Source organism: Bradyrhizobium sp. AUGA SZCCT0160, assembly GCF_018130105.1.
Classification (GTDB): domain Bacteria; phylum Pseudomonadota; class Alphaproteobacteria; order Rhizobiales; family Xanthobacteraceae; genus Bradyrhizobium.
On sequence record NZ_JAFCMD010000017.1, the window covers coordinates 38,374 to 62,828 of the forward strand.

Below are 24,455 nucleotides of genomic sequence, written 5' to 3' on the forward strand. Positions count from 1 at the left end.
GAGCACGTTTCGCAACCGCGAGCCATCTCACCAAAACGCAACGCGGCAGCGACTTGGCGTCCAAAAAATCAAAGCGATGGTGTTGATCAAAAGCGAAGTTAAGTTTGACGAACAACTCTCGTGCAGGAGGATTTCATAGCTCCCAAAAGCAGCTTCGCAAACACGATGCGTCCGCTGGATCAAGACTCGATCGGTCGCCCCGGCGGTCTGAAGTAGCTCGTTTAAAGAAAGAGGCGTGATCTTGGCGTGCGTCGCTTTTCGATGGCACGCGAAACGTGCATGTTTTCAGGCGGTTAGATGAGCCATACCGTAATTATACCCACCGGTCGTTAAGACTAACCTCGAAGATTGACGGTAGGCTTCCACAAAACAGCGAACGCACCGTTCTCCCGGTTGGGGTATTTCCGGCGCCATTTCCACTGAACATCAATGGGGGACACTATGAAATGGATTCTGAATCTTCGGATCGGGACAAAGCTCGCCCTCGCGTCCGTAGCCGCCGCACTGCTGGTAGGATCAATGATCGCCAGCCAGCTGATTGGCAATAGTGCTATCAAGAGCACGTACAAGAGTGCCCTTGAGCAACAGATCATCGCGCGCGATGCCATCGATGCAAAAGCTTCGATCCGCGGTATGCAAACGGGGACTCGGGATCTTAGGCTCGCCACCACGCCGATGGATCTTCAGAAAGCTAACGAGTATTTGAGCGCGCGGCTGAAGTCGATGCTGACGTACGCCGATGAGATGCTTAAACTATCGCACTCCGCGGATAATCGGGCACGCATAGAGCACCTCAAGGCGAAAGCTGGCGATTATTTCAAGGGGGCGCAGCAAATTGCAGCGCTGCGGAAGGAAGCGATTGGAGCAGGTACAGCGGGATCGCCTGATGGGGTCCAGAAGATCGCCAAACTGAACGATGAGGCGGTGCGCATAGCCCGAGAAGTAACCCTGCCGATCGCCGCCGAATTGGAACAGGTTGCCAACCAAGTGGCTGATTTCGCCAAACACAGGGTTCAAGAAGAAAATGCGGAAGCGGCTCGCGAGATGGTAGCTGCCGAGCGCGTTTGCCTAGCTGTCGGCATCTGCGCAATGCTCATGCTGCTTGGCACGTGGCTGTTCTCCTTTATGACCATTGTAAGGCCCATGCGTGCCTTGACGGCTGCGATGGATGAACTCGCCGGGGGCAACTTCGCCGTGGTACTTCCTGGCCTCGGCCGCAAGGACGAGGTCGGCGGCATTGCCGGTGCAGTCGAGAAATTCAAGGTCGTCGCGGAGCAGAAGGCGCGCGACGAAGCGGAGACCAAGCGAAGGCAGGACGAGATCGCGGTGCAGCAGCGCAAGACGGACATGGTCAAGCTTGCAGATCAGTTCGAAAGCGCGGTTGGCGAAATCGTCGAAGCGGTTTCCTCGGCCTCCACAGAGCTTGAAGCATCAGCGGTGACGCTTACCGCCACCGCCGAACGTTCGCAGGAACTAACAACCACGGTCGCTGCCGCCTCCGGCCAAGCCTCGGCTAATGTCCAGTCGGTCGCCTCAGCAACGGAGGAGTTATCTTCCTCCGTTACCGAAATCAGCCGGCAGGTGCAGGAATCCGCACGGATTGCCAATGAAGCTGTGGACCAGGCCCGCGTTACTAATGACCGCGTGGGCGAGCTGTCAAAGGCGGCGGGCCGGATCGGTGACGTTGTTGATCTCATCAACACCATCGCAGGTCAAACCAACCTGCTCGCGCTCAACGCCACTATCGAAGCCGCGCGCGCCGGTGACGCTGGCCGCGGTTTTGCGGTGGTGGCTTCCGAGGTCAAGGCGTTGGCTGAGCAGACAGCCAAGGCTACGGGCGAGATCAGCCAACAGATCGCCGGCATCCAGGGTGCAACGGAAGAGTCCGTTACCGCCATCAAAGAGATTAGCTGCACCATTGAGAGACTGTCGGAAATATCCTCGACCATCGCGGCTGCAGTTGAGGAACAGGGGGCAGCTACGCAGGAAATTTCTAGAAACGTCCAACAGGCCGCACAGGGAACCCAACAGGTTTCGGCAAACATCACCGATGTTCAGCGGGGTGCAGGTGAGACTGGCTCTGCCTCCTCTCAAGTGTTGTCGGCCGCTCAAATGCTGTCAGGCGACAGCAATCGTCTGAAAGTCGAAGTCTCCAAATTCCTTAGTTCGGTTCGCGCAGTATGAAGTAGGCGGGGCACGGAACTCTGTTGTGAGAGAGCTGTCGAGTGCGACTGCGACGCACTCGCCCCAAGGTAAACGGCTCTGAATGACATCGAAGTCCGAACCGGTCCTTTGCATGTTGAGACGGCGGGTTCTGGGGTTCACCGTCGGCTGATCCATCTGTGGGGTGACCTGCCCGTCGTGGTCGGCTGACTTGGAGCCGTGCTCTGGCACCGATGTCCGTAATCTTGCGATCGTTGGCATCCTGATGGTCAGTGCGATCCTTGTCTATTGGTTCGTCGGAAGAACGGACCGCGTGATATACATCGGACCGGAGACGGCCAAGTCCCGGTGGACAATCAGGTCCCTCTCAAGACCGAGCGCCAGGAAACTATCTCATCGAGCGCAACGAGACTTACCGCGCCATGAAAAATCGGTTGCCGATACGATCTGAATTACGCTCCCACATTCCGCCGTACCGAGGTGGAACTACCTCAAGGCAGGCCAAGCATATCCGGAGCGTCACCCTAGTGAATTGTCCCTAAAGCGAACCCTTGCGAAGTTTGAGGCCGGGCGGGGTCTCTTCGCCCAGCCCGAACTCTGGATACTTCAACGAGATTCCTGTCCTCCTGTGGTCTCGATCGAGGCTAGGTCTAAGACGCGAGTGGTGCTATCGTCCGCGGCCCTGGGTCAAGATCGAGAACCGGAAACATCCGACGTTTTCCCGTTCTCGTTCGGATCCAAGCGGAACGGATATGCGCGCGCGATGAACTCGCGCAAGCTGCCGAGGCGCGCATATTGATTGTGATTACCGACGGCGCTTCCTCGACGATGCCATTGATTCAGCCTGCCTCAACTTCCGCGCGAAACGCCTCCGGGAACGCATTCGGCAAATACTCGGCCCGGAGCAAATCCGGCGTTAGACGCCGCGATCGCCCAACGTCGATCGGCCCGACTGAGCACAATCGATACGGCCGCAGACATCCGCGATGGCTGCCCGCCATCCGGCGTCTTTTTGGTGGGGATCGACACGCCGACCTCGAACAGCGGGATCAGGAAAGCGCTGCCGATTAGGTCAGCTATATGTCTCGCTTCGAGCGTGTCGACGTTGCAAAAGAGCGCGTCCGCCTGGCTTGCGACCCGGACCGCCTTGCGAGTCATGATCGACTTGTTCAGGGGGAACGCCGCGCCGGAGCTCCTCGGCAATCTCGGCCTTTGGCTTTTTCAGCTCGACGTCCTGCAGGGTCGAATTCAGTATCGGGTTGAGATTGCGGCCCTCTACCTTGTCGAGTCGATGTAGGCGTTGCGCCCGAAACCCACGCGCGCGTTCTACTCGGCCGTAATCGAGCCCGTCCCCGAAAATCCGATAATCGTCGCCGAAAGCCGGTTAAGTTCGGCGGTCATGTCGGAGCGCGATGGGTCGATTAGTGCGATCGGGATGTGTGATGTCGGGGTCTGCGGCCAGTGCCGGGGCGGTCGAAAGATACGCGCCCGCGAGCGACAGCGACGCCAGATATTTGATCATTGTTTCCTCCTCCTGTTCGTTCCCCGCGACTGGTCATGAGCGCCGCAAAACGCCTAGTTTGACATGTTATAACATTTGAGCAAATGTCCTAACTTAACCGGCAAAAGCCGGAGCCAGGGAGGACGGAAATGGAGTCATTCAGGCCAACACGGCGGACTTTCCTCAAGACGGGCACGGCAGCGCTGATCGGCCTCGGGCCCGCGGTATTACTACGGCAGGCCACGGCGCAGGAGGCCGACCTCGCGCCCTACAAAGCGGCCAAGATCGACTGGCAGCAGGCATCCGGCGAAACCATCACGGTTGCAGTTATCCCAGCGAGCTATTTTGAAAACCTGATCACGGTCGCGCCGCAGTTCAAGACGCTGACCGGAATCGACGTTCGCTTCGAGAAAATTCCGCCGGCGCAGATCCGGCAGAAGGCCGTCATCGACCTCACCTCGAAGACCGGCACCTATGCCACCCATGCCGCCGACCCCATGTACTATTCGCTCTATGCCGCGAACAAATGGGTCGAGCCGCTCGACAGTTACCTCAACGACAAATCACTGACCGATGCCGACTGGTTCAAATTCGACGACATCATTCCGGCCTGGCGCGCCGCCGACAGCGTCGATGGCAAGCTCTATGGCGTGCCCTACGACGGCGAAGTCACCATCCAAGTCTACCGCAAGGATCTCTACGACGCGAAGGGCCTGAAACCCGCCGACGACTTGGCGGCGTTCGTCTCGAACGCCGCGGCGCTGAACACGCCCAACGATCGCGTCTGGGGAACGGCGCTTCGCGGCGTCGCCGGCGCGGGGCAGAATATGTACATCTATCCCTCGATCTTCCGCGAGTTCGGCGGCGAATGGTTCAAGGGCGGCAAGCTGACGGTAAACGGACCTGAAGCCGAACAGGCGCTGTCCTGGTATGTCGATCTGATGCGCAAGTCCGCACCAACGGCCGCGGCCAACTGGAACTGGCCCGATATTGCGGATGCCTTCTCACAAGGCACGCTCGCAAGCTACATCGACGCCCACTCCTCGGCTTCCGTGATCAACAACCCCGAGAAGTCGAAGGTGATCGGCAAGGTCGGTTATGCCCGTTGGCCGAAGGGACCCTCCGGCAAGCGCGTGAGCTCGATCTGGAACTGGGGTTTCCCGATCAATGCCGCGCAGACCGAAAAGAAGAAGAAAGCAACCTGGCTGTTCATCCAGTGGGCTGCGAGCGCGGAAACCCAGGCACGCACGGCGCACCGTTTCGCCGGACCCACCAAGCGCTCGGGCGTCAACCGGACCTCGATCTGGAAGGACGCTGAATACGTCAAGCTGATGAGCGGCTTTGGCGAAAATTTCGTCGAGGCAACAATGGCCACGCTGCAGGGCGACACCGACGTCGACTGGCGTCCGCGGGTGCCGCAATGGCCGGCGATCGGCGACACCATGGCGACCGCCATCCAGTCGGCGCTGTCGGGACAGGCCACCGTCAAGGCGGCGCTCGACGACGCCCAGCGCCGCGTCGAACCAATGATGCGGGGCTGACCGGGTGAAGCCGGCAACCGCGACGGCAGGCATCGCGACCGGGACCGCCGCAAGCGATCTCGGCCGCGTGCTGGCGCAGCGTGAGCGCCGGTTCGCGGCCGCATTGCTGGCGCCGGCCTTCATGGCGTTGCTGGCAACCACGACATTTCCGCTTCTGTTCCTGATCGGAACCAGCGCGTTCCGGATGGACCTAGCTATGCCATTCGCCGATGGCTTTGTCGGACTGGAAAACTATCGCACGCTGCTGACCGACGATCGGTTCTGGTCGTCGCTGCTGGTCAGTCTGGTCTATACCGGCGCCACCGTCGTGCTGCAGGTCGCGCTGGGATTGGCGCTGGCGCTGCTGGTGATGGACATGAAGCGCGGCCAGGGCTGGTTTCGCGTCGTCGCCATTCTGCCGGTCGTTCTTTCCCCGGCGGTGGTCGGCATGATCTGGCGTACCTTCATGCTGGCGCCTGAATTCGGCATCGTCGACTACCTCGCCATCAATGCCGGTCTTGGCAGCAAGAACTGGCTCGGCGATCCCCTGCTCGCGATGATCTCGGTGATCGTGATCCACACCTGGCAGTGGACGCCCTTTGCGTTCATGGTGCTGCTGGCCAGCCTCGCTTCGCTCCCGGAAGACATCTACGAAGCCGCACGGCTCGACCGCGCCAGCGCATGGCAGCGCTTCCGGCGCATTACGCTACCCCTGCTCCGCCCTGCTATCGTCATGGTCGTGATCATGCGGACCATGGTCGCCCTGACAGCGTTCGCCGCGATCTTCACCGTGACAGGCGGTGGTCCGGGCACCGCAACGGAAATTCTGAACCTCTACGCCTACCGGAAGTCCTTTACCGAATTGTCGATCGGTTACGGCTCCGCGCTTGCCGTCGCGCTGCTAATCGTGACCCTGCTGATCTCCGGCGTTCTGTTCGCACTGCGGAGAGCAAAATGACGGCGAAACGCTTCCGCTTCGTCGCGACCATGATCATCACGCTGATCTTCCTGCTGGCGTGGGTGTTCCCCATCGTCTGGAGCGTGCTGAACTCGCTCAAGACCGATCAGGATGTATTGGCCTATCCGCCGAAGCTGATCTTCCAGCCGACGCTTGAAGCCTATCGCGACGTGTTGTTCGGCTCGGGATCGATCCTGCCGAACCTGATCTCCAGCTTCGTCATCTCGATCGGAACTACCGTCATCACCATGCTGATGGCGGTGCCGGCCGCCTATGCGCTGGCGCGCCTGCGCTTTCGCGGCAAGAAATTCGCCGGCTTCTATGTGCTCGCCACCCAGATGCTGCCGCCGGTCGGCATCATTATTCCTTACTTCCTGATCCTGCGGAATATCGGTTGGATCGACACCTACCAGGGCATCATCCTGATCTATTTGTCATTCTCGCTGCCGTTCGCGATATGGCTGCTCGTGTCCTATTTCGAGGACATTCCCTTCGAGATGGAGGAAGCCGCCTATCTCGACGGCGCCAGCCGGATGCGGACGCTGTGGCGGATCATCATTCCGCAGGTGCGCGGCGGCATCGCGGTCACCATCGTATTCGTATTCCTCAATGCCTGGAACGAATTTCTGTTCGCGGTCGTCCTGAGCGGCAACACCGTGCGGCCAGTCACCGTCGCGATGTTCAATTTCGTGTCGGTCGAACAGACCCTGTGGGCCAAGCTCGCGGCGGTCTCGGTGCTGGCGATGCTGCCCGTGGTCATCCTCGGCATCATCGCCCAGAAGAATATCGTCAAGGGCCTCACGGTTGGCGCCGTCAAGGGCGGAGGCCGCCGATGACCGGTCGAGGTCAGGTACGTTTCGAAGACATCGTCAAGATGCACGGCGAGTTCAGCGCATTGAAGGGCGTGTCGTTCGACATCGAGCCCGGCGAATTCTTTGCGCTGCTCGGCCCATCCGGCTCGGGCAAGAGCACGACGCTGCGGATTCTGGCCGGCCTGGATGCGCCGACCTCGGGCCGCGTCTTCATCGACGGGCGGGACATCACGGCCACGGATGCGCGCGACCGCGACATTGCCATGGTGTTTCAGAGCTACGCGCTGTACCCGCACATGAGCGTGTACGAAAACATCGCCTTTCCGCTGGAAATGGCCAAGCTTCCGGTGGCCGAGATCGACGTTGCGGTGAAGGATGCCGCGCGTAAGGTCAAGATCGAGCATCTGCTCGATCGCAAACCCGGCCAGTTGTCGGGCGGCCAGCAGCAGCGCTGTGCGCTGGCGCGTGCCATCGTTCGCAAGGCACGCCTGTTCCTGCTCGATGAACCCCTCTCCAACCTCGACGCCAAATTGCGCATGGAAACCCGCGCCGAGCTGAAGAAATTGCAACGCTCGCTCGGCGTCACGGCTGTGTACGTGACCCATGATCAGGAAGAGGCCATGACGCTGGCCGACCGCATGGCGGTGTTCATGGCCGGCGAAATCCAACAGGTCGGCCGCCCGGCCGAAATCTTCGCAAAACCCAATTCGATCGATGTCGCCGCCTTCATCGGCAGCCCGCCGATGAACCTGTTGCCGGCCCGCCTTGCCGATGGCGACGTCATCATCGCCGGTCACCGCCTGAAGACCGCGATGCAGGCCGCCGGCGAGCGCGACGTCGTCGTCGGCATTCGTCCCGGCGCGCTGCGGATCGCGCCGGACGGACTCAAAGCCCGGGTCGAGCTGATCGAAGATCTCGGCGATACCAAGGTGCTCGACCTCGATTGCGCGGGAACCGCGATGCGGATTCGCGTCGGCGACGAAAGCGTCCCGCCCGAAGGCGCGGTGATTTCGATCGCCGCCCGCCCGCAAGACATTCATCTGTTCGACCCGGCCACGAGAAGGCGACTGTAAAATGCCCGCGCGCATCCGCAAAAAGGCCGAGACCATCCACGATGCCGCGTCCTCGGCTGCGGCCACTTCCCTGCCGCTGCACATTCAGGTTCGCGAGACCATTCGCCGCCAGGTCAGGGATGGCGAACTGATCGACAAGACCGGCCGCCTGATGACCGAAGCCGAGCTCGGCCGGCATTTTGGCGTCAGCCGCATCACTATTCGCAACGCCATCTCGCCGCTGGTGAACGAAGGCATGTTCGCCCGCGCCCGGGGCCGCGGCACCTTCCTGCGCTCCAACCAGCCGGAAAACTGGGTCGGAAAGTTGATGGGCTTTTCGGAGACCATCCGCGACGCCGGCTATCAGGCCGGCGCGAAGGTCCTGCAACAGGGTATGACCAATCGCCACGATGCCGGCGTCCGCGACCAATTGAAGGAACGCGCGGTCTGGCAACTCAAGCGCCTGCGTCTCGCCGACGATATCCCGATTGCCATCGAGCACGCCTTCTATCCGCCGGATATCGGCCTGGAACTCGAGAAGCGCGACCTGACTTCGATCATCATGTACAGCGTTTTCGAGGACGAACTCGGACACGCCATCAAGGAAGCCAACCAGACGATCGGCGCGTCGCTTGCCGACACGACCAGCGCCAAGCTGCTGGGCGTCAAGGTCGGCAGCCCGCTGCTGTCGATGGAACGCCTGACCCTGAGCAAGGACGAGCGTCCGCTCGAACTGCTGCGCTCGGTCTATCTGCCCGACTATTTCCGCCTCAGCATCAACCTGACGAGGCGTCATGCCTAACCACCCTCTCCCGCCACTTTGCACGAAGGACCAATAACCATGGCAAATGGTAAAACATCAGACAGCCCCAACATCCTGATCATTCTCAATGATGACATGGGATTTTCCGATATCGGCTGTTACGGCGGCGAAATCCAGACTCCCAACCTGGACCGGCTGGCGGCCAATGGCCTGCGCTATTCGCAGTTTTACAACACCGCCCGCTGCAGCCCGTCGCGTGCCTCGCTGCTGACCGGGCTTCATCCGCATCAGACCGGGATCGGCATCCTGACCTACAGCAACGGACCGGAGGGCTATGCCGGCAATCTGAACAAGAGTTGCGTCACCGTTGCCGAGGTTCTGAAGCAGAACAACTACATGACCTATCTCAGCGGCAAGTGGCACATTTCGTCCAGCCTGACCGAGCCGACCGATGCATGGCCGTTGCAGCGCGGCTTTGACTATTTCTTCGGCACCATTATCGGCGCCGGTAGCTTTTACCATCCGAATACGCTGACCCGCGGCAACGACAATATCGAGCACGAGGCCGAGAACGATCCTTCGTTCTTCTATACCGATGCCATTAGCGATCAGGCTGTCGCCTATATCAGGCAACATAGGCAGACGAGCCCAGGCACGCCTTTCTTCCAATATGTCGCCTACACGGCGCCGCACTGGCCGCTGCATGCCCATGACGAGGACATCGCCAAATACAAAGGCAGGTTCGATGCGGGCTGGGACGAACTGCGCGAGCAACGGCTGAAGCGCCTGGTCGATGACGGCATCATTCATCCGAACTGGCAATTGACCGATCGCGATCCAACCCAGCCACCGTGGACCAAGGCCGAGCACCGCGAATGGACTTTGCGCTGCATGGAGGTATATGCCGCACAAATCGACCGCATGGACCAGGGCATCGGCCGCATCATTGCTGCCCTGGAAGAGACCAGTCAGCTCGACAACACCCTGCTGATCTTCCTGTCGGACAACGGCGCCTGCGCCGAAGATATTCCGCAGGGCGTCACCGCGCGTGAACTGGTCGATCAGTTGATGATCGCCAAGGCCAAAACCCGCAAGGGCGAGCCGGTTCGCCTCGGCAACGACCCTTCGCTGATGCCGGGCGCCGAGGATACCTATCAGAGTTACGGAACCGCTTGGGCCAATTTGTCGAATACGCCATTCCGGCTCTACAAGCACTGGATCCATGAAGGCGGCATTGCGACGCCCTTCATCGTGCACTGGCCACGCGGCATCAAGGAGAAAGGCGGCTTGCGCCACAATCCGAGCCAACTGCCCGATATCATGGCGACCATCGTCGACGTGACCGGCTCGACCTACCCCAGGGAATACAACGGCAACACCATCCTGCCCTGCGAAGGCGAAAGCCTGGTGCCATCGTTTGCTTCCGCCTATGGCGGTCGCGGTCCGCTGTTCTGGGAGCACGAGGGCAACGCCGCGGTCCGTATTGGAAAATGGAAGCTGGTACGAAAATATCCGGGGCCGTGGGAACTCTATGATATGGAGACCGACCGCACCGAGATGCGCGACCTCGCCGCGCAACATCCGGATCGTGTCCGCGACATGACTGAGCAGTATCATGCCTGGGCCAAACGTTGCGGCGTCATCCCGCGCGAAAAGATTCTGGAATTGATGAAGGCGGAAGGCGGGACCGCCTTCTGGGAAGAAGAGAAGCAGAAGTAACGTGTAACTGGCAACCCGAGCTGCGGAGCGCGATACCCATCGCTGAATTCCGAAATGGATAAGCATAATCCTGGTTGCTGCACGCAGGGCCCTGCCGACGATCCGTCGGCAGCGACAGGCTCTGTTGCGCCAACATCTCGGATTGAGCCGAGCCGAACCGTCGTCCCTCGCCGCTGGAGCCCTCCAATCGGTGGCACCTTCCTGATGGGATCGGAAGACAGTCGGTTTCCTGATGACGGCGAAGGTCCGGTCCGGCAGGTCACCGTCAGCGAATTTGAGATTGCGTGCTTTGCGGTCAGCAATCTGCAGTTCGGTGATTTCGTCCGCGCCACCGGATACACAACGGACGCGGAACGGTATGGCTGGAGCTTTGTCTTCGCTGGCTTTCTGCCTGAGAATTTCAAGCGACAGATCGGTAGCCGGGTCGCCGATACGCCATGGTGGATCCCGGTGCCGCACGCTTATTGGGCGCAGCCCGAGGGACCGCCGAGCACGGTCCTAGATCGTCTCGATCATCCGGTGGTGCACGCCTCTTGGAACGACGCCATCGCCTACTGTCAATGGTCGGGGACGCGCCTGCCGACCGAAGCCGAATGGGAAATGGCCGCGCGCGGCGGCCTGAAGCAGTCGACTTATCCCTGGGGCGACGAGGTGACACCTGCAGGCGAACACCGCTGCAACATCTGGCAAGGCGACTTTCCCAATCACAACACTGCCGGCGATGGTTACGCCGGAACCGCACCCGTCCACGCTTTTGCTGCCAATGGCTACGGCCTGCACAACGCGGCTGGAAACGTCTGGGAATGGTGCGCGGATTACTTCTCGCCCCGATATCACCGCATCACTGCGGCGCGCGATCCGTTACAGAGTGATCCATCGCTCAATCGCTCACTGCGTGGTGGCTCATTTCTTTGCCACGAATCATATTGCAATCGCTATCGCGTCGCGGCGCGCAGTTCCAACACGTCAGAAAGTTCGTCCAGCAATGTCGGTTTTCGGGTCGTTAAGCTTCGGAGCGAGCAGCGGAAATGATGACGCGTGTCGCCGCGATCGGTTGAACCCAACGCGGGCCGACTTGTCGAACACCGGAATGTGCGGCTCGATCGCGCGCTCGTTGACCAGCCACCCCAGCATCTCGGCTGAGCCGTAAGCACTGTCGGCGGCCAGGCGCTCGCAATCCGTCATGAGCGGCCAGTCGCAAATCGAATAATAACGAGTCTGCTTTTCACTCAGAAGCGGCCATCGCCCGCCCTGATTAGCCATGTTCGAGAAGTGCCGTTACAAGCTACCGACCTATTCGATTAGCTCATCAGCGAAAGCATGCATGCTTACTTCGGCCTTTTCTTCATCTGCTCCGGCACAAGCGCCTCGGGAAGAAAGATCGGCTTGTCGGATGGCCACCAGGGCATCAGCTGGGGATGATAGCCTTCCGGATAGTATTTCTGAGGGGAGATTTCCGCGTCACGAATGAACTGTGACTGTACGTCTCGGCGCGTTGTTGGCGGCAGCGGCATGATCAGCCCGCCTGATGTCGAGACGCCGAACTGGGGCGGCGCCATGTTTGGATACTTGGGCACTACGCCATCCCGTACCCAGATTTTGTCCTTGGTCATGTTCACAACTACCATATCCGGCGCACCAAACTGGAACGGACCCTTCCAATGGTGGCGCACTTCTGCCACGAGTTCCGGCATCACGTACTCGTCGTAAGATACGTGAGTTGCCATCGCGAGGCGCGGCTTCACTTCATTGTAGAGGTACCCAGCGGCGTAGGCGGGATTATGCCAGCCATCAATGGTAGTGCGCGAAGTCAGGGGCATGGTGCCTGACACCGAAGAGCTGATGGCCACCGTCTCCGGCTGAATCTCGGTGATCAGCAGGTCGCAACCCTTGGCGTACGTTATTGTCAGCGAATTGGGACGACCGTCTCCGGTGAACGCGACACACATGCCGTTCCAATCAAGACGATAGGCCGAGGCGCCATCGCTGCCATGGGATTGTTGCCAGTGGGTGATCCTTACACCGTTCTTTTCGTAGGCCACGCCGCCGTCATTCTTGTAGTCAAATTCGTTGACTTCGATGTCATAGCCTTTGCCGATCGGGCTACCGGCACTGAAGTTCTCCATGTGCCAAAACAACATCTCCTTCATATGATACACCATATGATTGATGCCGTGTTTCGGAGTCCGTCCGGAGGGGCCATTGATCCGGAAGGTTTCGTGCCAGCGGCCACCCCAGGCGCCAAACACGAAGGCATACGGCACTGAAGCGAAATGATCCCAATGCAGGTGGGTGATGAAGATGTCGTTGATCTGGTTCAGAGGTACGCGGGAGGCCAAATAGTTGGCGATGGAGCCGGGGCCAAAATCGAAGATGAAGCGGTCGCCATTGCCTAGCTCGACATAGATCGACGTGCCCATTTGGCCCGGTCGTGGCAAGGGCGAACTCCCCATGAAGGTCACGCGGATTTCTTCCGGCTGCACCTCTTCCGTGCCGGGGGTCCAGTTGGCAGCGCTCTTCAGCCACGGCATCGGTGCGATGCCGTCGAGGTGAGGAGCAAGTGCAGACGCGTCGCCTGCTGAAAGCGAAGCCAGAATGGCATTGGACTGAAGCATCGAGCATGCTCCCTTGGCTGCAGGCGGGAGCTCTCGAACTTTAAGTTGCCGACGCCCGTCAATTGTGGTCGACAATGGGTATCTTTTAACACCGATTTGATGGCGGTTACGTACGCTGGGTGACTTAGTGTAGGGCCTTATTTCAATAACTGATCAGCTCCATCCTTCCGCTGTGGTCTGGGCGCCGGCTTCTTGGCGGCTGTATCCTTGGGCTTCTTGTCCTCGAGCGACATCAGCATTTCCTTCTGGCCAGGCGACGCCTTGCACAAGCCATCTCGGCCTGCGGCAGCGATGCATGGGAAGCCGTCAAGGCGCTGATCGTGGCGAACTGCTTTCAAGTCGCTGATCGAGGGTTCGGGATTCGGCTTCTGCCGGCGACGCACGCGGCCGGTTCGACGTCCAGCGCGATCGAAAGGACTGGTACGACTGAGAGATATCCGGCGTCACCTACTTACGTCGCCTTACCTTCGTGGCCGCCGACGACGGCATCGTCGCCGGCGAAGCGGTGGAGGGCTTCAATCCGAACACCGCTGTGACACGGCGTCGTGGGCCATCGCCTTCAGCCTCAGCAGAGATCCCACGATGAGCGACTTCGGGGACGCCACCGTGATCTGCAAGTTCGGCGACATGCCGAATGATCTGCGCGCTGAGCTTTCGTGGAACGAGATCGCAAAGGATGCCGGGCCAAAATCAGCGGAGCACAATTGCCGGGGGCGGACAACCTGGCGGTCCGCGCAACTGACGCAAATTGGGGGAGCCGCCCCGCCCCGCCGGATTTCTAGGCTCGCTCACCGGCGATCCGTCGATCTCTGCACGTGGCGCGCCTGCATGGATCTCCTTCGGTCGATGTTCCGGGCCTTCGCGGCCTGTTGCAGTCGGCTCGTCCAGCGATGCTCTATACAATCAATCACGTGCCTGGGTAGGCGAATATCTTCCATGGGTTCTCCTCAGGCCGCCAGCACCCGCGACGTGGAGAAGCGGCGGTTCGGCTTGCCGCCGGGCGGATTGCGAGGGCCGCCATCCAGTTCGCATAGCGCCTCCAAGATAGCATCGATGCTGACAGGCCCTTTCAGTCCCTCGGGCGCACGTAGCGCGGGACAGGAAGCGATTGCCGAAGCGTCGGAAGCCCAGGCAGCTAGGATCGCCCGCTTCTCGGCCAGCGTAAGCGACGGGTGAGTCACCACGTCCTTGGGATGCTCGAAGACCGTGCCAGGATGCAAGAGCGCTTGGAAGTCGAAGACGTTGTCGGTAGCGGTCGTCGGCCGCATGTTGTCCTCCATTGAAAAGACGAGTTGGCGGCGGCCCGAGACAACGAAGCCGGGCCGCCGCAGGACGCTCGCTCAGGCCGCCTTTGAGTCGAGCTGGTGAACGTTGGCCTGCGCGGAACCGTTGATGGCGATCCGCCGCGGCTTCATGGCCTCGGGTATCTCGCGGACCAGTTCGATCTTGAGGAGACCGTTATCGAACGACGCGTTCTTGACCTGGACGTAATCGGCCAGGTTGAACTGGCGTTTGAAGTGGCGGGTCGAAATACCCCTGTACAAGAATTGACGTTCGGCCTTTTCGGGTTTGTTGCCTTCGATCGTCACGACGTTCTGCTCGGCGGTGATCGAGATTTCGTCGGGCGAGAAGCCGGCCACCGCGAGCGATATCTGATAGCTGTCCTCGCTGAGCCGTTCGATGTTGTAGGGCGGATAATTGTCCTCGGTCGCCCGCTGGGCGGATTCCGCGAGGTCGAACAGGCGGTCAAAGCCGATGGTCGAACGCCAAAGGGGAGAGAAGTCGTAAGTGCGCATGGCCAGATCCTCCAAAGAGCAAAATGGTTACAAGCGGCACCGGACACGACCGGTGGCCGTATCTGCTTTTCCGGGCCCTAAGGCGCCCGGACCACCCTGCGGTGGCGATTGGAGAATTATGAAAACCGGATTTGGTTTCAAGGGTCGGTAAAAAAAATTGGCGCTAGGAGGGAAACTGATTCGGAGGGACCACCTCTCTTCGCTGCACTGCCAAAGATAAAGGGGGCGAAGCCCCCAGAAGGTTACCACCGGCGCCAGCCGCGATGGTGCCAACCCCAATGTCGATGACCGAAGCGTGGCACGGGGTAGAAGCCGTAGGAGCGATAGTAGTTCGGCCGCCACCAGCAGCGGCCCCACGGGTTGCAGACCCAGCGCACTTGCTCGACTTTCGAGATGTGGTTGGCATGCGGCAACCCGTTCGGCATGGCCGATGCCGATTGCGGCGCCAATCCAATAGCGGCGAGCGAGAGTAAGCCAACAAGAGCAGATTTTGGTTTCATGTGTCCCTCCTTTTTTGGGACCCAAAAAACCGAAATCGGCGGTGGGAGTTGCGAAATATCTAACATTTAATTTTGATGAACAATTGTTAAAGCTGCGCCCTTGTAGCTCCTCCGCTTTGACTATCGCAACCACGCTCAAGCCATAACGAACGTATTCAAGCGACCAGTCTCCAGAGAATGCACTGCATTACGGACGGCCTTGGTGACGACAGCAACAATAGGGAACGAATTTTTACGAGCGACGTTTGATGAGGCGGAGCCATCGCCCGCCGTTCACAACGGCGCCTGTCGCGGATAGCCAAAGGTCTTTCGACCCGCTGTTATTCTCAACTAGCGCTCGCGCGGATAGCCAAAGGCGATGGCTCCATCCTGAGCGAGCCAAATTCGAAGGCGATGGACGACCTACACGATCTGGTGCTGTGCGGTCGCCGTCGTGATGCTGGTAGCGGGCGAGATCTATCTGGTAACGCGGCCGTATCCTTCGGAAATAAACTCAGAGCCTCGCCCCGTCGTCACCTCCTCGGCTGAACAGCACTCGTAGAAACGCAGCGCGATTCGATCGGGTCGTGCTCCGTCCCCCTTGCGGGGCTGATGTTGTTGCTTTGCAGTGGGCGGCAATCTTGTACCCTCGTTACTTCACGCTTCTCTGCGGAGCGGATTTGAGCACCCCTTCGATCCTGCTTGAAGCGCCACCTCACCAGCGGGTGCAAATGTCGGGTATGACTCGACGGTCTTGCCGCGAGCGTCTTGAGGCCGAAGCAATCGGTCGGGAGTTGTTACGGACGCCTTGGGCGGATCTTTGGCCCGGACTGTCGATCGAGCGTCCCCGTCCTGCTTGGCCTGCGCCACAGTCGCCGCCACAACGAAGATGAGAATTGCAACTAGTTGTCGCATTTCACGGCTCCGTTGTTCGTTTCTTCCTTTCTTTGGAAAGCCGGCGAGCCGACTTCTTCTCCGCGCGATCGTGATCGACACGATAACGCTTGTCAAAAACGCTATTCAAAACCCAATGCGCGTCGGGCGTTGGGCTCCGGGCCGGGTTACCAGTCGGCCACTACATAAGACGGCGGCATTGGCGGTCCCACCAGGCGCGTCGACACATAGCCTGGGCGGCTCACCACGATGGTGCGTTCACGCACGACGGGTGGCGCGACGACGGCCGGTCGTACGACGTATCTGGGCGCCATCACGACCTGGTAGGGCTCGACGATAGGAAGGGGCTCCGCATAAGTTTCGAGATAGCTCTGCGCGGATGCGCTGCTTATGCCGATCCCCAGCGAGCCGACGAGCGCTAGGCCAAGCCGGGAGAGCATGGACGAGCTGAAGTTCATCTCACACCTGGTTTGTTGGGATTGGCTCAGAAACCGCAATCGGCCTCACCAGTTCCTTCGTTCGGCTTTTTTAGCAATTGGGCATGCTTCCAGTTGGAGCGCCCCGACGAACGGTGAACTGAAGGCTCGATCTCCCTTCCAGCGCCGACGGTCTCAAGCCGATCGGACAGTCGCTGGCAGGTTGTCCGTTTGCGCTCATCGCGGCGAACATCATGGTGGGTAGGGCCGTCTGAGCATGACGGCAGCAGTACGATCAGAATGACGATAGCCGCGCGGCAGCTGGCGCAAGAAGCCACTCCAAGTCCGCAGCTAGTCCAGCATCAAGACCGGCCAACGGCGTCGTTCCGCCGCACCGATCGGCGAGCGGATATTCTCCCTCTTGAAACCAATTCACAGCTTCCTAGTTTTTTAGTAGCCACCCAAGGTGGCGCCGGATGCCAAAGCAGGGTCCGGCAAAGGCCATCGGGGCATCCCGGTGATGCTCCTACCCATGTTGCTCAAAGGAGGATGTGGTGATGAGAACGTATGATCTGCCAACACTTAGGCGCTCGACTGTCGGGTTTGAGCACCTCTTGAACCTGGTGAATGACGCGACCGTCGGCGACGACAACTACCCGCCGTTCGATGTCCTGCGCACCGGGGAAAACCAGTACCGGATCTCGCTGGCACTGCCCGGCTTCACGCCGCAAGAGATCGCCATTACCGCGGAGCAATCCGCGCTCACGGTCGAAGGCGGCAAGGCCGAGAAAGAAGACGGCGACTACCTGCACCAGGGAATCAGCATGCGGCCGTTTTGCCGCGTCTTCAATCTGTCCGAGCACATGAAGGTGAAGGACGCGACGTTCGACAATGGCCTGCTCAGCATCCTTTTGGTGCGGGAGGTGCCGGAGGCGATGAAGCCGCGGCGCATCGCGATCGTCGGCACAGGTAACGATAACCAGAAAACCGAAAATACGCAGGCGGCGTGAACGGGGACTGTCGAGCGGCGACCGGCGCGGCAAAGCCGCGCGCCGGAGAGCTGCGACAGATCGAAACCATGAAAGGAGTACAAAAATGGCGTTACGTGATCTCGTTCCGTGGAAAGACGGCTCACGCAATGTGAGCGTCCATGGCAATGAAACAGGCAATCCGTTTCTTGCGCTGCACCGTGAAATGAACCGTATGTTCGACGAGGCATTCCGCAGCTTCGACATCGGTTCATTCGGCTCACCTGCGATGATGGGTTGGCCGAGCGTCGAACTCAACGAGACGGAGAAGGAAGTGAAGGTTGTCGCCGAACTTCCCGGTCTCGATCAGAACGACGTGGCGATCGAACTCACGGACGGTATGCTGACCATCAGCGGCGAGAAGAAGAGCGAAACGGAAGACAAGGAGCGTCGCTTCAGCGAACGTTACTACGGACGTTTCGAGCGACGCATCCCCGTCGACGACGTCGACCAGGACAAGGTTGCCGCGTCGTTCAAGGACGGGGTCCTCACCGTGACGCTGCCGAAGCTCCCTTCGGCGCAACGGAAGGTGAAAAGGATCGCAATCAACGGAAATAAACAATAAACAGTAGGATGAAGGTGGGCGGGTTCGCCCCGCCAGCCTGATCCTGACGGAGGCCTTCGATGAACGTCTCGCCTTTATCGGCCCGTTCGGACTTTACGGCCCGTCAAGGCGTCCCGGGTCAGTCGACGCGGTCGGTATTTCCAGCGGATGCGCAGGCCACGATCTACAAGCCTGCCCGCTCACCGATGACTTCGGGCCGGGCCCGCGCCCAGCAATGGAAGCTGCGTTTCGAGCGCCGCTCTGCTCCCTACATCGAGCCGCTGATGGGCTGGACCGGCGACGACGACACCCTTGCTCAGATCGAACTTTCGTTTCCGTCCGCCGAGTCGGCCATCGCATATGCTCGCCGCCAAGGCCTGCAATTTACCGTGCAAGGCCTGCAGGGGCCGACGCCGCGACTGGTTTCGGACAATCCGAGCGCCGAGAGCCGAACCGCGAGCCAGCAGCGCCGCCGCAGGCTGGAAGGGATTGAGCGAACGCTTGGACCGGAGGTGTTCCGCCGCGGGTCCGGGCCTGAAATTGTTCCCGCCGCAAGTTACACAGATCCGCAACAGGTGCTGCTAGACAGCAATCTGCCGCGGACGCGAAAGGAAGATGTCCTGCGGCGCTGGGCTCTTGATGCTTACCAGATTGAGGTGGAGCATTCGAAGGGCAGGTCGCTGACGAGGCCTTCCCATCTCAAGGAGGTGATCGACGCGTTGCTCGATCTAGAGGAGCCACAGATAACGGCAAGGTCCTTCCAGCACGTCGACAGGAAGGCGAGTTGATTTTCGATCGCTGGTCGGCCTAGGGCAATGCACTTCGCCTACCTGCTCGAAGAGGTGGCGCGATCATGGATGTTGAACGATAGTCAGAGTTGACGCTTTCCTCAGGGCGGGGCCCACCATGCCAAAGGAAACCAAATTCTTGCGAAAGCAGGCCGACAAGGCCGAGCGGCGGGCGAGAGCGACCGCTGATGCAGAAGTCTCGGAAGACCTTTTGAACTTGGCAAGGGCCTATCGCACTCAAGCGGACGTGCTGAAAGCCAAGCGGAAGCAGGAAAAGAAGCGGCGTTGACCAGATGACGTTTGTTGCTGAGCCGAACTGAATCCCTTGGGTCCTGAATCGCTGAACAAGACGGCCAAAGTGACAACAATTTTTCGACGACCTCTTGCACGCTTGTTTCTTGCTTCCTAGGTCGTTTTCGCCGGGGCCGAACGCCGGACCCGCTTTTTTGGACATCGCCGAACTGACATGGAGGATGCGCATGCATTTCCGCCCAATGCACGACCGCGTGCTCGTGCGCCGCATCGATGCCGAGGAAAAGACCGCCGGCGGCATCATCATTCCTGACACAGCAAAGGAAAAGCCGCAGGAAGGCGAGATCATCGCGGCGGGTCCCGGGGGCAGAAGCGAGCAAGGCCAGCTGATCCCGATCGACGTCGAACCGGGAGACCGGGTCTTGTTCGGCAAGTGGTCGGGCACCGAAGTGAAGATCGACGGTCTGGACTATTTGATCATGAAGGAGAGCGATCTTCTGGGCGGTCGACAAAACCGGCTCCGCCAGGAAGGCTGCCTGAGTACAATTCGCGAAGCTGTCTGTCATTGAGAGAGAGGAGCAACGAACATGGCCGCCAAGGAGGTAAAGTTCTCAACCGATGCCCGTGATCGGGTGCTGCGGGGAGTGGATACGCTGGCGGATGCGGTCAAGGTCACCCTCGGTCCGAAGGGGCGAAACGTCGTGATCGAGAAATCGTTCGGTGCGCCGCGCATCACCAAGGATGGCGTGACCGTCGCCAAGGAGATCGAACTGGAGGACAAATTCGAGAACATGGGCGCACAGATGGTGCGTCGAAGTCGCCTCCAAGACGAGCGACCTTGCTGGCGACGGGACCACCACCGCGACCGTGCTGGCCCAGGCCGTCGTCAAGGAAGGAGCGAAATCTGTCGCCGCCGGCATGAACCCGATGGATCTCAAGCGCGGCATCGATCTTGCCGTCGAAGCCATCGTCAATGATTTGAGGGCCGACGCCAAGAAGGTCACCACCAACGAGGAGATCGCCCAGATCGCGACCATCTCGGCCAACGGCGATATCGAGATCGGCCGCTTTCTTGCCGACGCCATGCAGAGGGTCGGCAACGACGGCGTTATCACTGTAGAGGAAGCCAAGAGCCTGGATACCGAGCTCGAGGTGGTCGAAGGCATGCAGTACGACCGCGGCTATGTGTCGCCCTACTTCGTCACCAATGCCGAGAAGATGCGGGTCGAGTTCGAAGATCCTACATCCTGATCCATGAGAAGAAGCTGTCGACCCTGCAGTCCATGCTGCCGCTGCTCGAAGCCGTCGTTCAGTCCGGCAAGCCGCTGCTCGTGGTTGCCGAGGACGTCGAAGGCGAAGCGCTCGCGACCCTCGTCGTCAACCGGCTGCGCGGCGGGTTGAAGGTCGCGGCGGTGAAGGCACCGGGCTTCGGGGATCGCCGCAAGGCCATGCTGGAGGACATCGCAATCCTGACCGGTGGCCAGCCGATCTCCCTGCTGCGTGCCATGAGGGCTCTTGACGGCATCAAGATCTCGAATGCCGACCAGAGGGCCGGAGTCGATATCGTGCGCCGCGCCATTCAGGTGCCGGCGCGACAGATCGTGCAGAATGCGGGTGAAGACGGCTCGCTGGTAGTCGGTAAGCTGCTTGAGAGCTCCAGCTACAACTGGGGCTTCAATGCCACCACCGGCGAATATCAGGACCTTACCAAGGCAGGCGTGATCGATCCAGCCAAGGTCGTTCGCACCGCGTTGCAGGATGCGGCTTCCGTGGCCGCGCTGCTCATCACCACAGAGGCGCTCGTTGCAGAGAAGCCGAAGAAGTCCGAGCCGGCGCCCGCCACGCCGCCGATGGACTTCTGAGCAAGTTTTGGCCGGCAGCTGCCGGCCGCGCCCCGGCAACGACCAACCAAAGAAGAAAGGAACGCAAAGCACAAGGAGACCCAGATGAGCACAGACATGCAATCTCGATCGCGCACGGGCGGGGCGACCGTAATGCATTGGCTCATGTTCGCCCTCAGCCTTCTCACGATCGCATGGATCAGTTTTTCAACGATAGGAGGATGAGATGATCAGGACTCACATACTCGGCTCCGCCGGTGCGGAGACGTTTGGACGCTGCATCCGAAAAATGGTGGTCGCTTTGGCGACGGTGCTTCTGCCATTCGGCGCCTGGGGCATGGACGGTTCGCCGAAGCTGCCCATTGACGGTGCCGGCAATCTGCTGCCGCTTCCACCTATTCCCTATCTGGATTCGATGCGCTGGATGAACTGGAAGCCGAGCGCGCCGATTTTCAAGGCCGATACTATTCTGTTGCCCGACAGTGCTCGGCCCGGCTTCTTCCGCATGCCGACGGAATACGAGCGCGGCGTCCCGAGGGTGAGCTAAAACGAAGCGGATCAAAACAGCTCATCCTCGATCCGGCAGCCGCAGCCTGGTCTCGGCGCGAATCCGCGCTGTGCCGCGGTGTTGGCGGAGGCCGTCCTGCAATGGATGAGGTTAGGGCACGCGCCTGACAGACTAAGACAATTCTCCGATGCGCCTTGCGTGCCGAATGCCTGAATGGCCCGCAGGCGTCGGCGTTAAGAAGACCTATGCCCGGGCCCCGCCCTCAGCACCATTCCACGTTGTCGATCCTGTAAGTCTTAAAACCGCTGGGCGTCTGGACCTCCACGGACGCATTTTTGGTCTGTCCAATTAAAGCGCGGGCAAGCGGCGAAAAAACTGAAATCTTGCCCCTTTTTGCATCGGCTTCGGGCTCACCGACAATTTGCCATCGCCGCTTTTTGCGAGTTTCTTCGTCGATAAGTGTCACAGTTGCACCGAATTTGACGGTGTCGCCGGAGAGCTCCGAGACGGCGATTATTTCGGACCGAGCAAGCTTATCCTGGAGTTCCGCAATGCGAGCCTCATTGATTTCTTGCTGAGATTTAGCGGCTTGATAAGCCGCATTCTCGGGCAGATTTGGTTCGTCCGCGATAGCTTCCCTGATGCGTTCCGCAATGTACGGTCGCTCCCGATGGCATTGCCCTAGCTCTTCTTTAAGAGCTGCGAAGCCTTCACGTGTCATGGGCAGTTTGTTCATTGGCCGTCCATACCTTGAATATCTCTTCTTGCCCGGCCCATCCTAAGCAACGCATGCGGCTGCCGGATGCAATCAACTCCGATGACCGGGTCTTAAACAAGAGCGACCCCAGCCAATACGCCACGCTGCCAAGGCCGCTCACCGGCGGCGCGGGCTTGGAGGTTCACGGCCGACGGCTCGGAATCGATTCCTGCCGAATGAGATGGTTCCTATGCTGAACAAGTTACCGTTGAAATAGCCCCCCGCCCGAAACGGCAAAAGCTAGACATTGCCCAAGCATCTATCCCAACTGGCTGAAGATGCGGAAGCCGAGCGGCGATATGGCCCGCGCAACCTGCGAGCAAAGGTACAGATACCGCCGTCAGGCGAACGGTGCGGCCTGACTTCCCTTTGTCGGAGGCAGGAAACGCACCGCTGCCCCTATCGTCCTTAAAGCAGCTCACCTGAAGAGCATCCCCTCCATTCGGTCAAAACGCCGCGGCGCTTCCAACAACGCAACTGCTCGCGCAGAGCGACGTTACCCGTAGAGCAAAGCTCCGCCGAGTTTTCGAGCGGGGCGGATCGAATCTGCTCAGAAAGGAAACGCCACATGACCCGCCATCTGAGAACGCAGTTATTGGGTACCCTAGTTGCGAGCGCTCTTGCCGTGAGCGCGCTCGCGTCGGTGAAGACACCGGTCTTTGCCCAGCCGGCCCCGGTTCCAACCGACTTTACTGCGGTTGTGCGAAATAAGATGCCCGCCGTCGTCGCGATTCTCACGAAGCAGATGATAGAAAACGAGGCGCGCGGGCTGCCGGACGACCTGCCGTTCGGTGACCTATTTCGGCGTCGCTTCGGCGAACCTCGTACGCAGGCGCGGACGGCGCTAGGCTCGGGGTTCATTGTCAGTGCCGAGGGTCACATCGTGACTAACAACCACGTGGTGGATAAAGCCAGCGAGATCCATGTCCGTTTCACAGACAAGACCGATGTCCCGGCGAAGCTAATCGGTCGGGATCCGTCCACCGATATTGCAGTGCTCAAGATCGAGCCGCGTCCCGGTATCGCCGTCGCAACCTGGGGCGATTCCGACAAAATGGAGCCCGGGGCGTGGACCATCGCGATCGGCAGCCCCTTCGGCCTCGGCGGCACGGTCACTGTCGGGGTGCTGTCGGCGCGGGCACGCGACATCCAAGCCGGCTCATATGACGATTTTCTGCAGACCGACGCCTCGATCAACCAAGGCAACTCGGGGGGCCCGCTGTTCAACGCCGCGGGCGAGGTGATCGGCGTCAATACGGCGATCTTTTCGCCGGTTGGTGTCAACGTAGGCATCGGATTTGCGGTGCCGTCGCGGACCGCGCAGGCGGTCGCGGATCAGCTCATCCGGACGGGTAAGGTCGAGCGGGGCTACGTCGGCATTCGCCTGCAGGAATTGACGACCGGGATCGCCCAAGCGCTGGGCCGGCCCGATACCAAGGGGGCACTTGTTGCCGCGGTGGAGGCAGGCAGCCCCGCGGACGACGCCGGGATCAAGATCGGCGACGTGATCACTCACATTGGAAATCAGACCATTGAGGGACCGCGCGCTCTTTCTCGGGCCGTCGGAGAAATGAAGCCCGGGACGCAGACCCCGCTTACGGTGGTCCGAAACGGTAAGACGCAGGAGATCACGCTCGCTATTGGGCAGCGCCAACAGGATCTCTCGGCTCGGACGGGCGCCTGGGAAAACTCTGACAAGGACGGCAAACGGCTTGGATTAAGTCTCGGACCGATGTCGGATGCCGCGCGGCGGCGCCTTGGCGTCGATTCGGGGTTGGTGGTCGGCGATGTCGAACCCGGCACACCAGCGGCCGAGAGCGGGATCCGACCCGGTGACGTGATCGTGACGGCCAATAATCGCTCCGTCGCTCAGCCCCCGGACCTGGCCGAAGAATGGGCAAAGGCGCGCAAGGAGAACAGACCCCTTTTGGTGCGCATTAATCGCGATGGCCAGTCGCTCTTTTTCGCAATCTCCTGAACGAAGGAGCTATCGCGTGCCCTTTCTAGAACCCCCAGGGATGATTCCACGTGGCTTGTCGGACCTGCAGC

General features: G+C 60.1%; 20 protein-coding genes and 2 pseudogenes. 16 read left to right on the forward strand and 6 right to left on the reverse strand.

Translation table 11 applies throughout. The annotated features are described in order from the left end of the window. Window positions 1–441: 441 nt before the first annotated feature. On the forward strand, window positions 442–2,184 hold the full coding sequence (locus JQ558_RS24800) for a methyl-accepting chemotaxis protein (RefSeq protein WP_212214866.1): 1,743 nt from the start codon (window positions 442–444) through the stop codon (window positions 2,182–2,184). A gap of 1,363 nt (window positions 2,185–3,547) precedes the next feature. On the opposite strand, the gene JQ558_RS24805 is transcribed toward JQ558_RS24800, so the two are convergent. Beyond that, complete coding sequence (locus tag JQ558_RS24805; RefSeq protein ID WP_212214856.1) at window positions 3,548–3,685, reverse strand: hypothetical protein; 138 nt, start codon at window positions 3,683–3,685, stop codon at window positions 3,548–3,550. Between the two features lie 128 nt (window positions 3,686–3,813). On the opposite strand from JQ558_RS24805, the gene JQ558_RS24810 reads away from it, so the two are divergent. Genes JQ558_RS24810 through JQ558_RS24840 form a run of 7 tightly spaced genes read left to right on the forward strand, consistent with a single transcriptional unit; the run spans window position 3,814 to window position 11,520 of the window. Continuing rightward, the gene (locus tag JQ558_RS24810) at window positions 3,814–5,205 is read left to right on the forward strand and encodes a sugar ABC transporter substrate-binding protein (protein ID WP_212214855.1); all 1,392 of its coding nucleotides are present in this window, start codon (window positions 3,814–3,816) and stop codon (window positions 5,203–5,205) included. A gap of 4 nt (window positions 5,206–5,209) precedes the next feature. Then, on the forward strand, window positions 5,210–6,142 hold the full coding sequence (locus JQ558_RS37420) for a carbohydrate ABC transporter permease (protein ID WP_212039158.1): 933 nt from the start codon (window positions 5,210–5,212) through the stop codon (window positions 6,140–6,142). Continuing rightward, window positions 6,139–6,978 carry a carbohydrate ABC transporter permease gene (locus JQ558_RS24820; RefSeq protein ID WP_212214854.1) on the forward strand — a complete coding sequence of 280 codons (840 nt, stop codon included), beginning with the start codon at window positions 6,139–6,141 and terminating at the stop codon, window positions 6,976–6,978. The genes JQ558_RS37420 and JQ558_RS24820 overlap by 4 nt, the downstream gene beginning before the upstream one ends. Beyond that, window positions 6,975–8,027, forward strand: coding sequence for an ABC transporter ATP-binding protein (locus JQ558_RS24825; RefSeq protein WP_212214853.1), 1,053 nt, complete (start codon window positions 6,975–6,977; stop codon window positions 8,025–8,027). The genes JQ558_RS24820 and JQ558_RS24825 overlap by 4 nt, the downstream gene beginning before the upstream one ends. 1 nt (window position 8,028) lies before the next feature. After that, window positions 8,029–8,808, forward strand: coding sequence for a GntR family transcriptional regulator (locus JQ558_RS24830; protein WP_212214851.1), 780 nt, complete (start codon window positions 8,029–8,031; stop codon window positions 8,806–8,808). A gap of 39 nt (window positions 8,809–8,847) precedes the next feature. Further along, entirely contained in the window at window positions 8,848–10,488 is a 1,641-nt protein-coding gene (locus tag JQ558_RS24835) for an arylsulfatase (RefSeq protein ID WP_212214849.1), read from the forward strand. Between the two features lie 54 nt (window positions 10,489–10,542). Beyond that, complete coding sequence (locus JQ558_RS24840) at window positions 10,543–11,520, forward strand: formylglycine-generating enzyme family protein (protein WP_409363553.1); 978 nt, start codon at window positions 10,543–10,545, stop codon at window positions 11,518–11,520. A gap of 296 nt (window positions 11,521–11,816) precedes the next feature. Here the strand turns inward: JQ558_RS24840 and gntH are convergent, their stop codons facing one another. The 4 genes from gntH to JQ558_RS24860 all read right to left on the reverse strand — a co-directional run bounded on the left by gntH (window position 11,817) and on the right by JQ558_RS24860 (window position 15,399). Continuing rightward, window positions 11,817–13,103: a guanitoxin biosynthesis MBL fold metallo-hydrolase GntH gene (gene gntH, locus JQ558_RS24845; protein WP_212295482.1), complete on the reverse strand. Its 1,287-nt coding sequence runs from the start codon at window positions 13,101–13,103 to the stop codon at window positions 11,817–11,819. 947 nt (window positions 13,104–14,050) lie between these two features. Next, window positions 14,051–14,371, reverse strand: coding sequence for a hypothetical protein (locus tag JQ558_RS24850; RefSeq protein WP_212208412.1), 321 nt, complete (start codon window positions 14,369–14,371; stop codon window positions 14,051–14,053). A 72-nt stretch (window positions 14,372–14,443) separates the two neighbouring features. Beyond that, a complete protein-coding gene (gene hspD, locus JQ558_RS24855; protein WP_212208411.1) occupies window positions 14,444–14,899 on the reverse strand; it encodes a small heat shock protein HspD in 456 nt (151 codons plus the stop codon). A 242-nt stretch (window positions 14,900–15,141) separates the two neighbouring features. Next, a complete protein-coding gene (locus JQ558_RS24860; protein ID WP_212208410.1) occupies window positions 15,142–15,399 on the reverse strand; it encodes a hypothetical protein in 258 nt (85 codons plus the stop codon). Between the two features lie 1,846 nt (window positions 15,400–17,245). On the opposite strand from JQ558_RS24860, the gene JQ558_RS24865 reads away from it, so the two are divergent. The 7 genes and pseudogenes from JQ558_RS24865 (at window position 17,246) to JQ558_RS24895 (ending at window position 21,688) form a co-directional block, all read left to right on the forward strand. Continuing rightward, a complete protein-coding gene (locus JQ558_RS24865; protein ID WP_212208408.1) occupies window positions 17,246–17,698 on the forward strand; it encodes an Hsp20 family protein in 453 nt (150 codons plus the stop codon). A gap of 85 nt (window positions 17,699–17,783) precedes the next feature. Continuing rightward, window positions 17,784–18,281: an Hsp20/alpha crystallin family protein gene (locus tag JQ558_RS24870; RefSeq protein ID WP_212208407.1), complete on the forward strand. Its 498-nt coding sequence runs from the start codon at window positions 17,784–17,786 to the stop codon at window positions 18,279–18,281. 59 nt (window positions 18,282–18,340) lie between these two features. Then, complete coding sequence (locus tag JQ558_RS24875; RefSeq protein WP_212208406.1) at window positions 18,341–19,048, forward strand: ETC complex I subunit; 708 nt, start codon at window positions 18,341–18,343, stop codon at window positions 19,046–19,048. A 139-nt stretch (window positions 19,049–19,187) separates the two neighbouring features. Continuing rightward, the gene (locus JQ558_RS24880; protein ID WP_212208427.1) at window positions 19,188–19,337 is read left to right on the forward strand and encodes a hypothetical protein; all 150 of its coding nucleotides are present in this window, start codon (window positions 19,188–19,190) and stop codon (window positions 19,335–19,337) included. Between the two features lie 190 nt (window positions 19,338–19,527). Continuing rightward, window positions 19,528–19,840 (forward strand): annotated as a pseudogene (groES, locus tag JQ558_RS24885) (co-chaperone GroES). A gap of 47 nt (window positions 19,841–19,887) precedes the next feature. Then, a pseudogene (groEL, locus tag JQ558_RS24890) lies at window positions 19,888–21,162 on the forward strand (chaperonin GroEL). 205 nt (window positions 21,163–21,367) lie between these two features. Continuing rightward, complete coding sequence (locus JQ558_RS24895) at window positions 21,368–21,688, forward strand: hypothetical protein (RefSeq protein WP_212208405.1); 321 nt, start codon at window positions 21,368–21,370, stop codon at window positions 21,686–21,688. Window positions 21,689–21,911: 223 nt separating this feature from the next. Here JQ558_RS24895 and greA read toward each other — a convergent pair whose 3' ends face one another. Further along, window positions 21,912–22,385, reverse strand: coding sequence for a transcription elongation factor GreA (gene greA, locus JQ558_RS24900; RefSeq protein WP_212295483.1), 474 nt, complete (start codon window positions 22,383–22,385; stop codon window positions 21,912–21,914). 589 nt (window positions 22,386–22,974) lie between these two features. Here greA and JQ558_RS24905 point away from each other — a divergent pair. Then, window positions 22,975–24,384 carry a Do family serine endopeptidase gene (locus tag JQ558_RS24905; protein WP_212208403.1) on the forward strand — a complete coding sequence of 470 codons (1,410 nt, stop codon included), beginning with the start codon at window positions 22,975–22,977 and terminating at the stop codon, window positions 24,382–24,384. The last annotated feature ends 71 nt before the right edge of the window (window positions 24,385–24,455 follow it).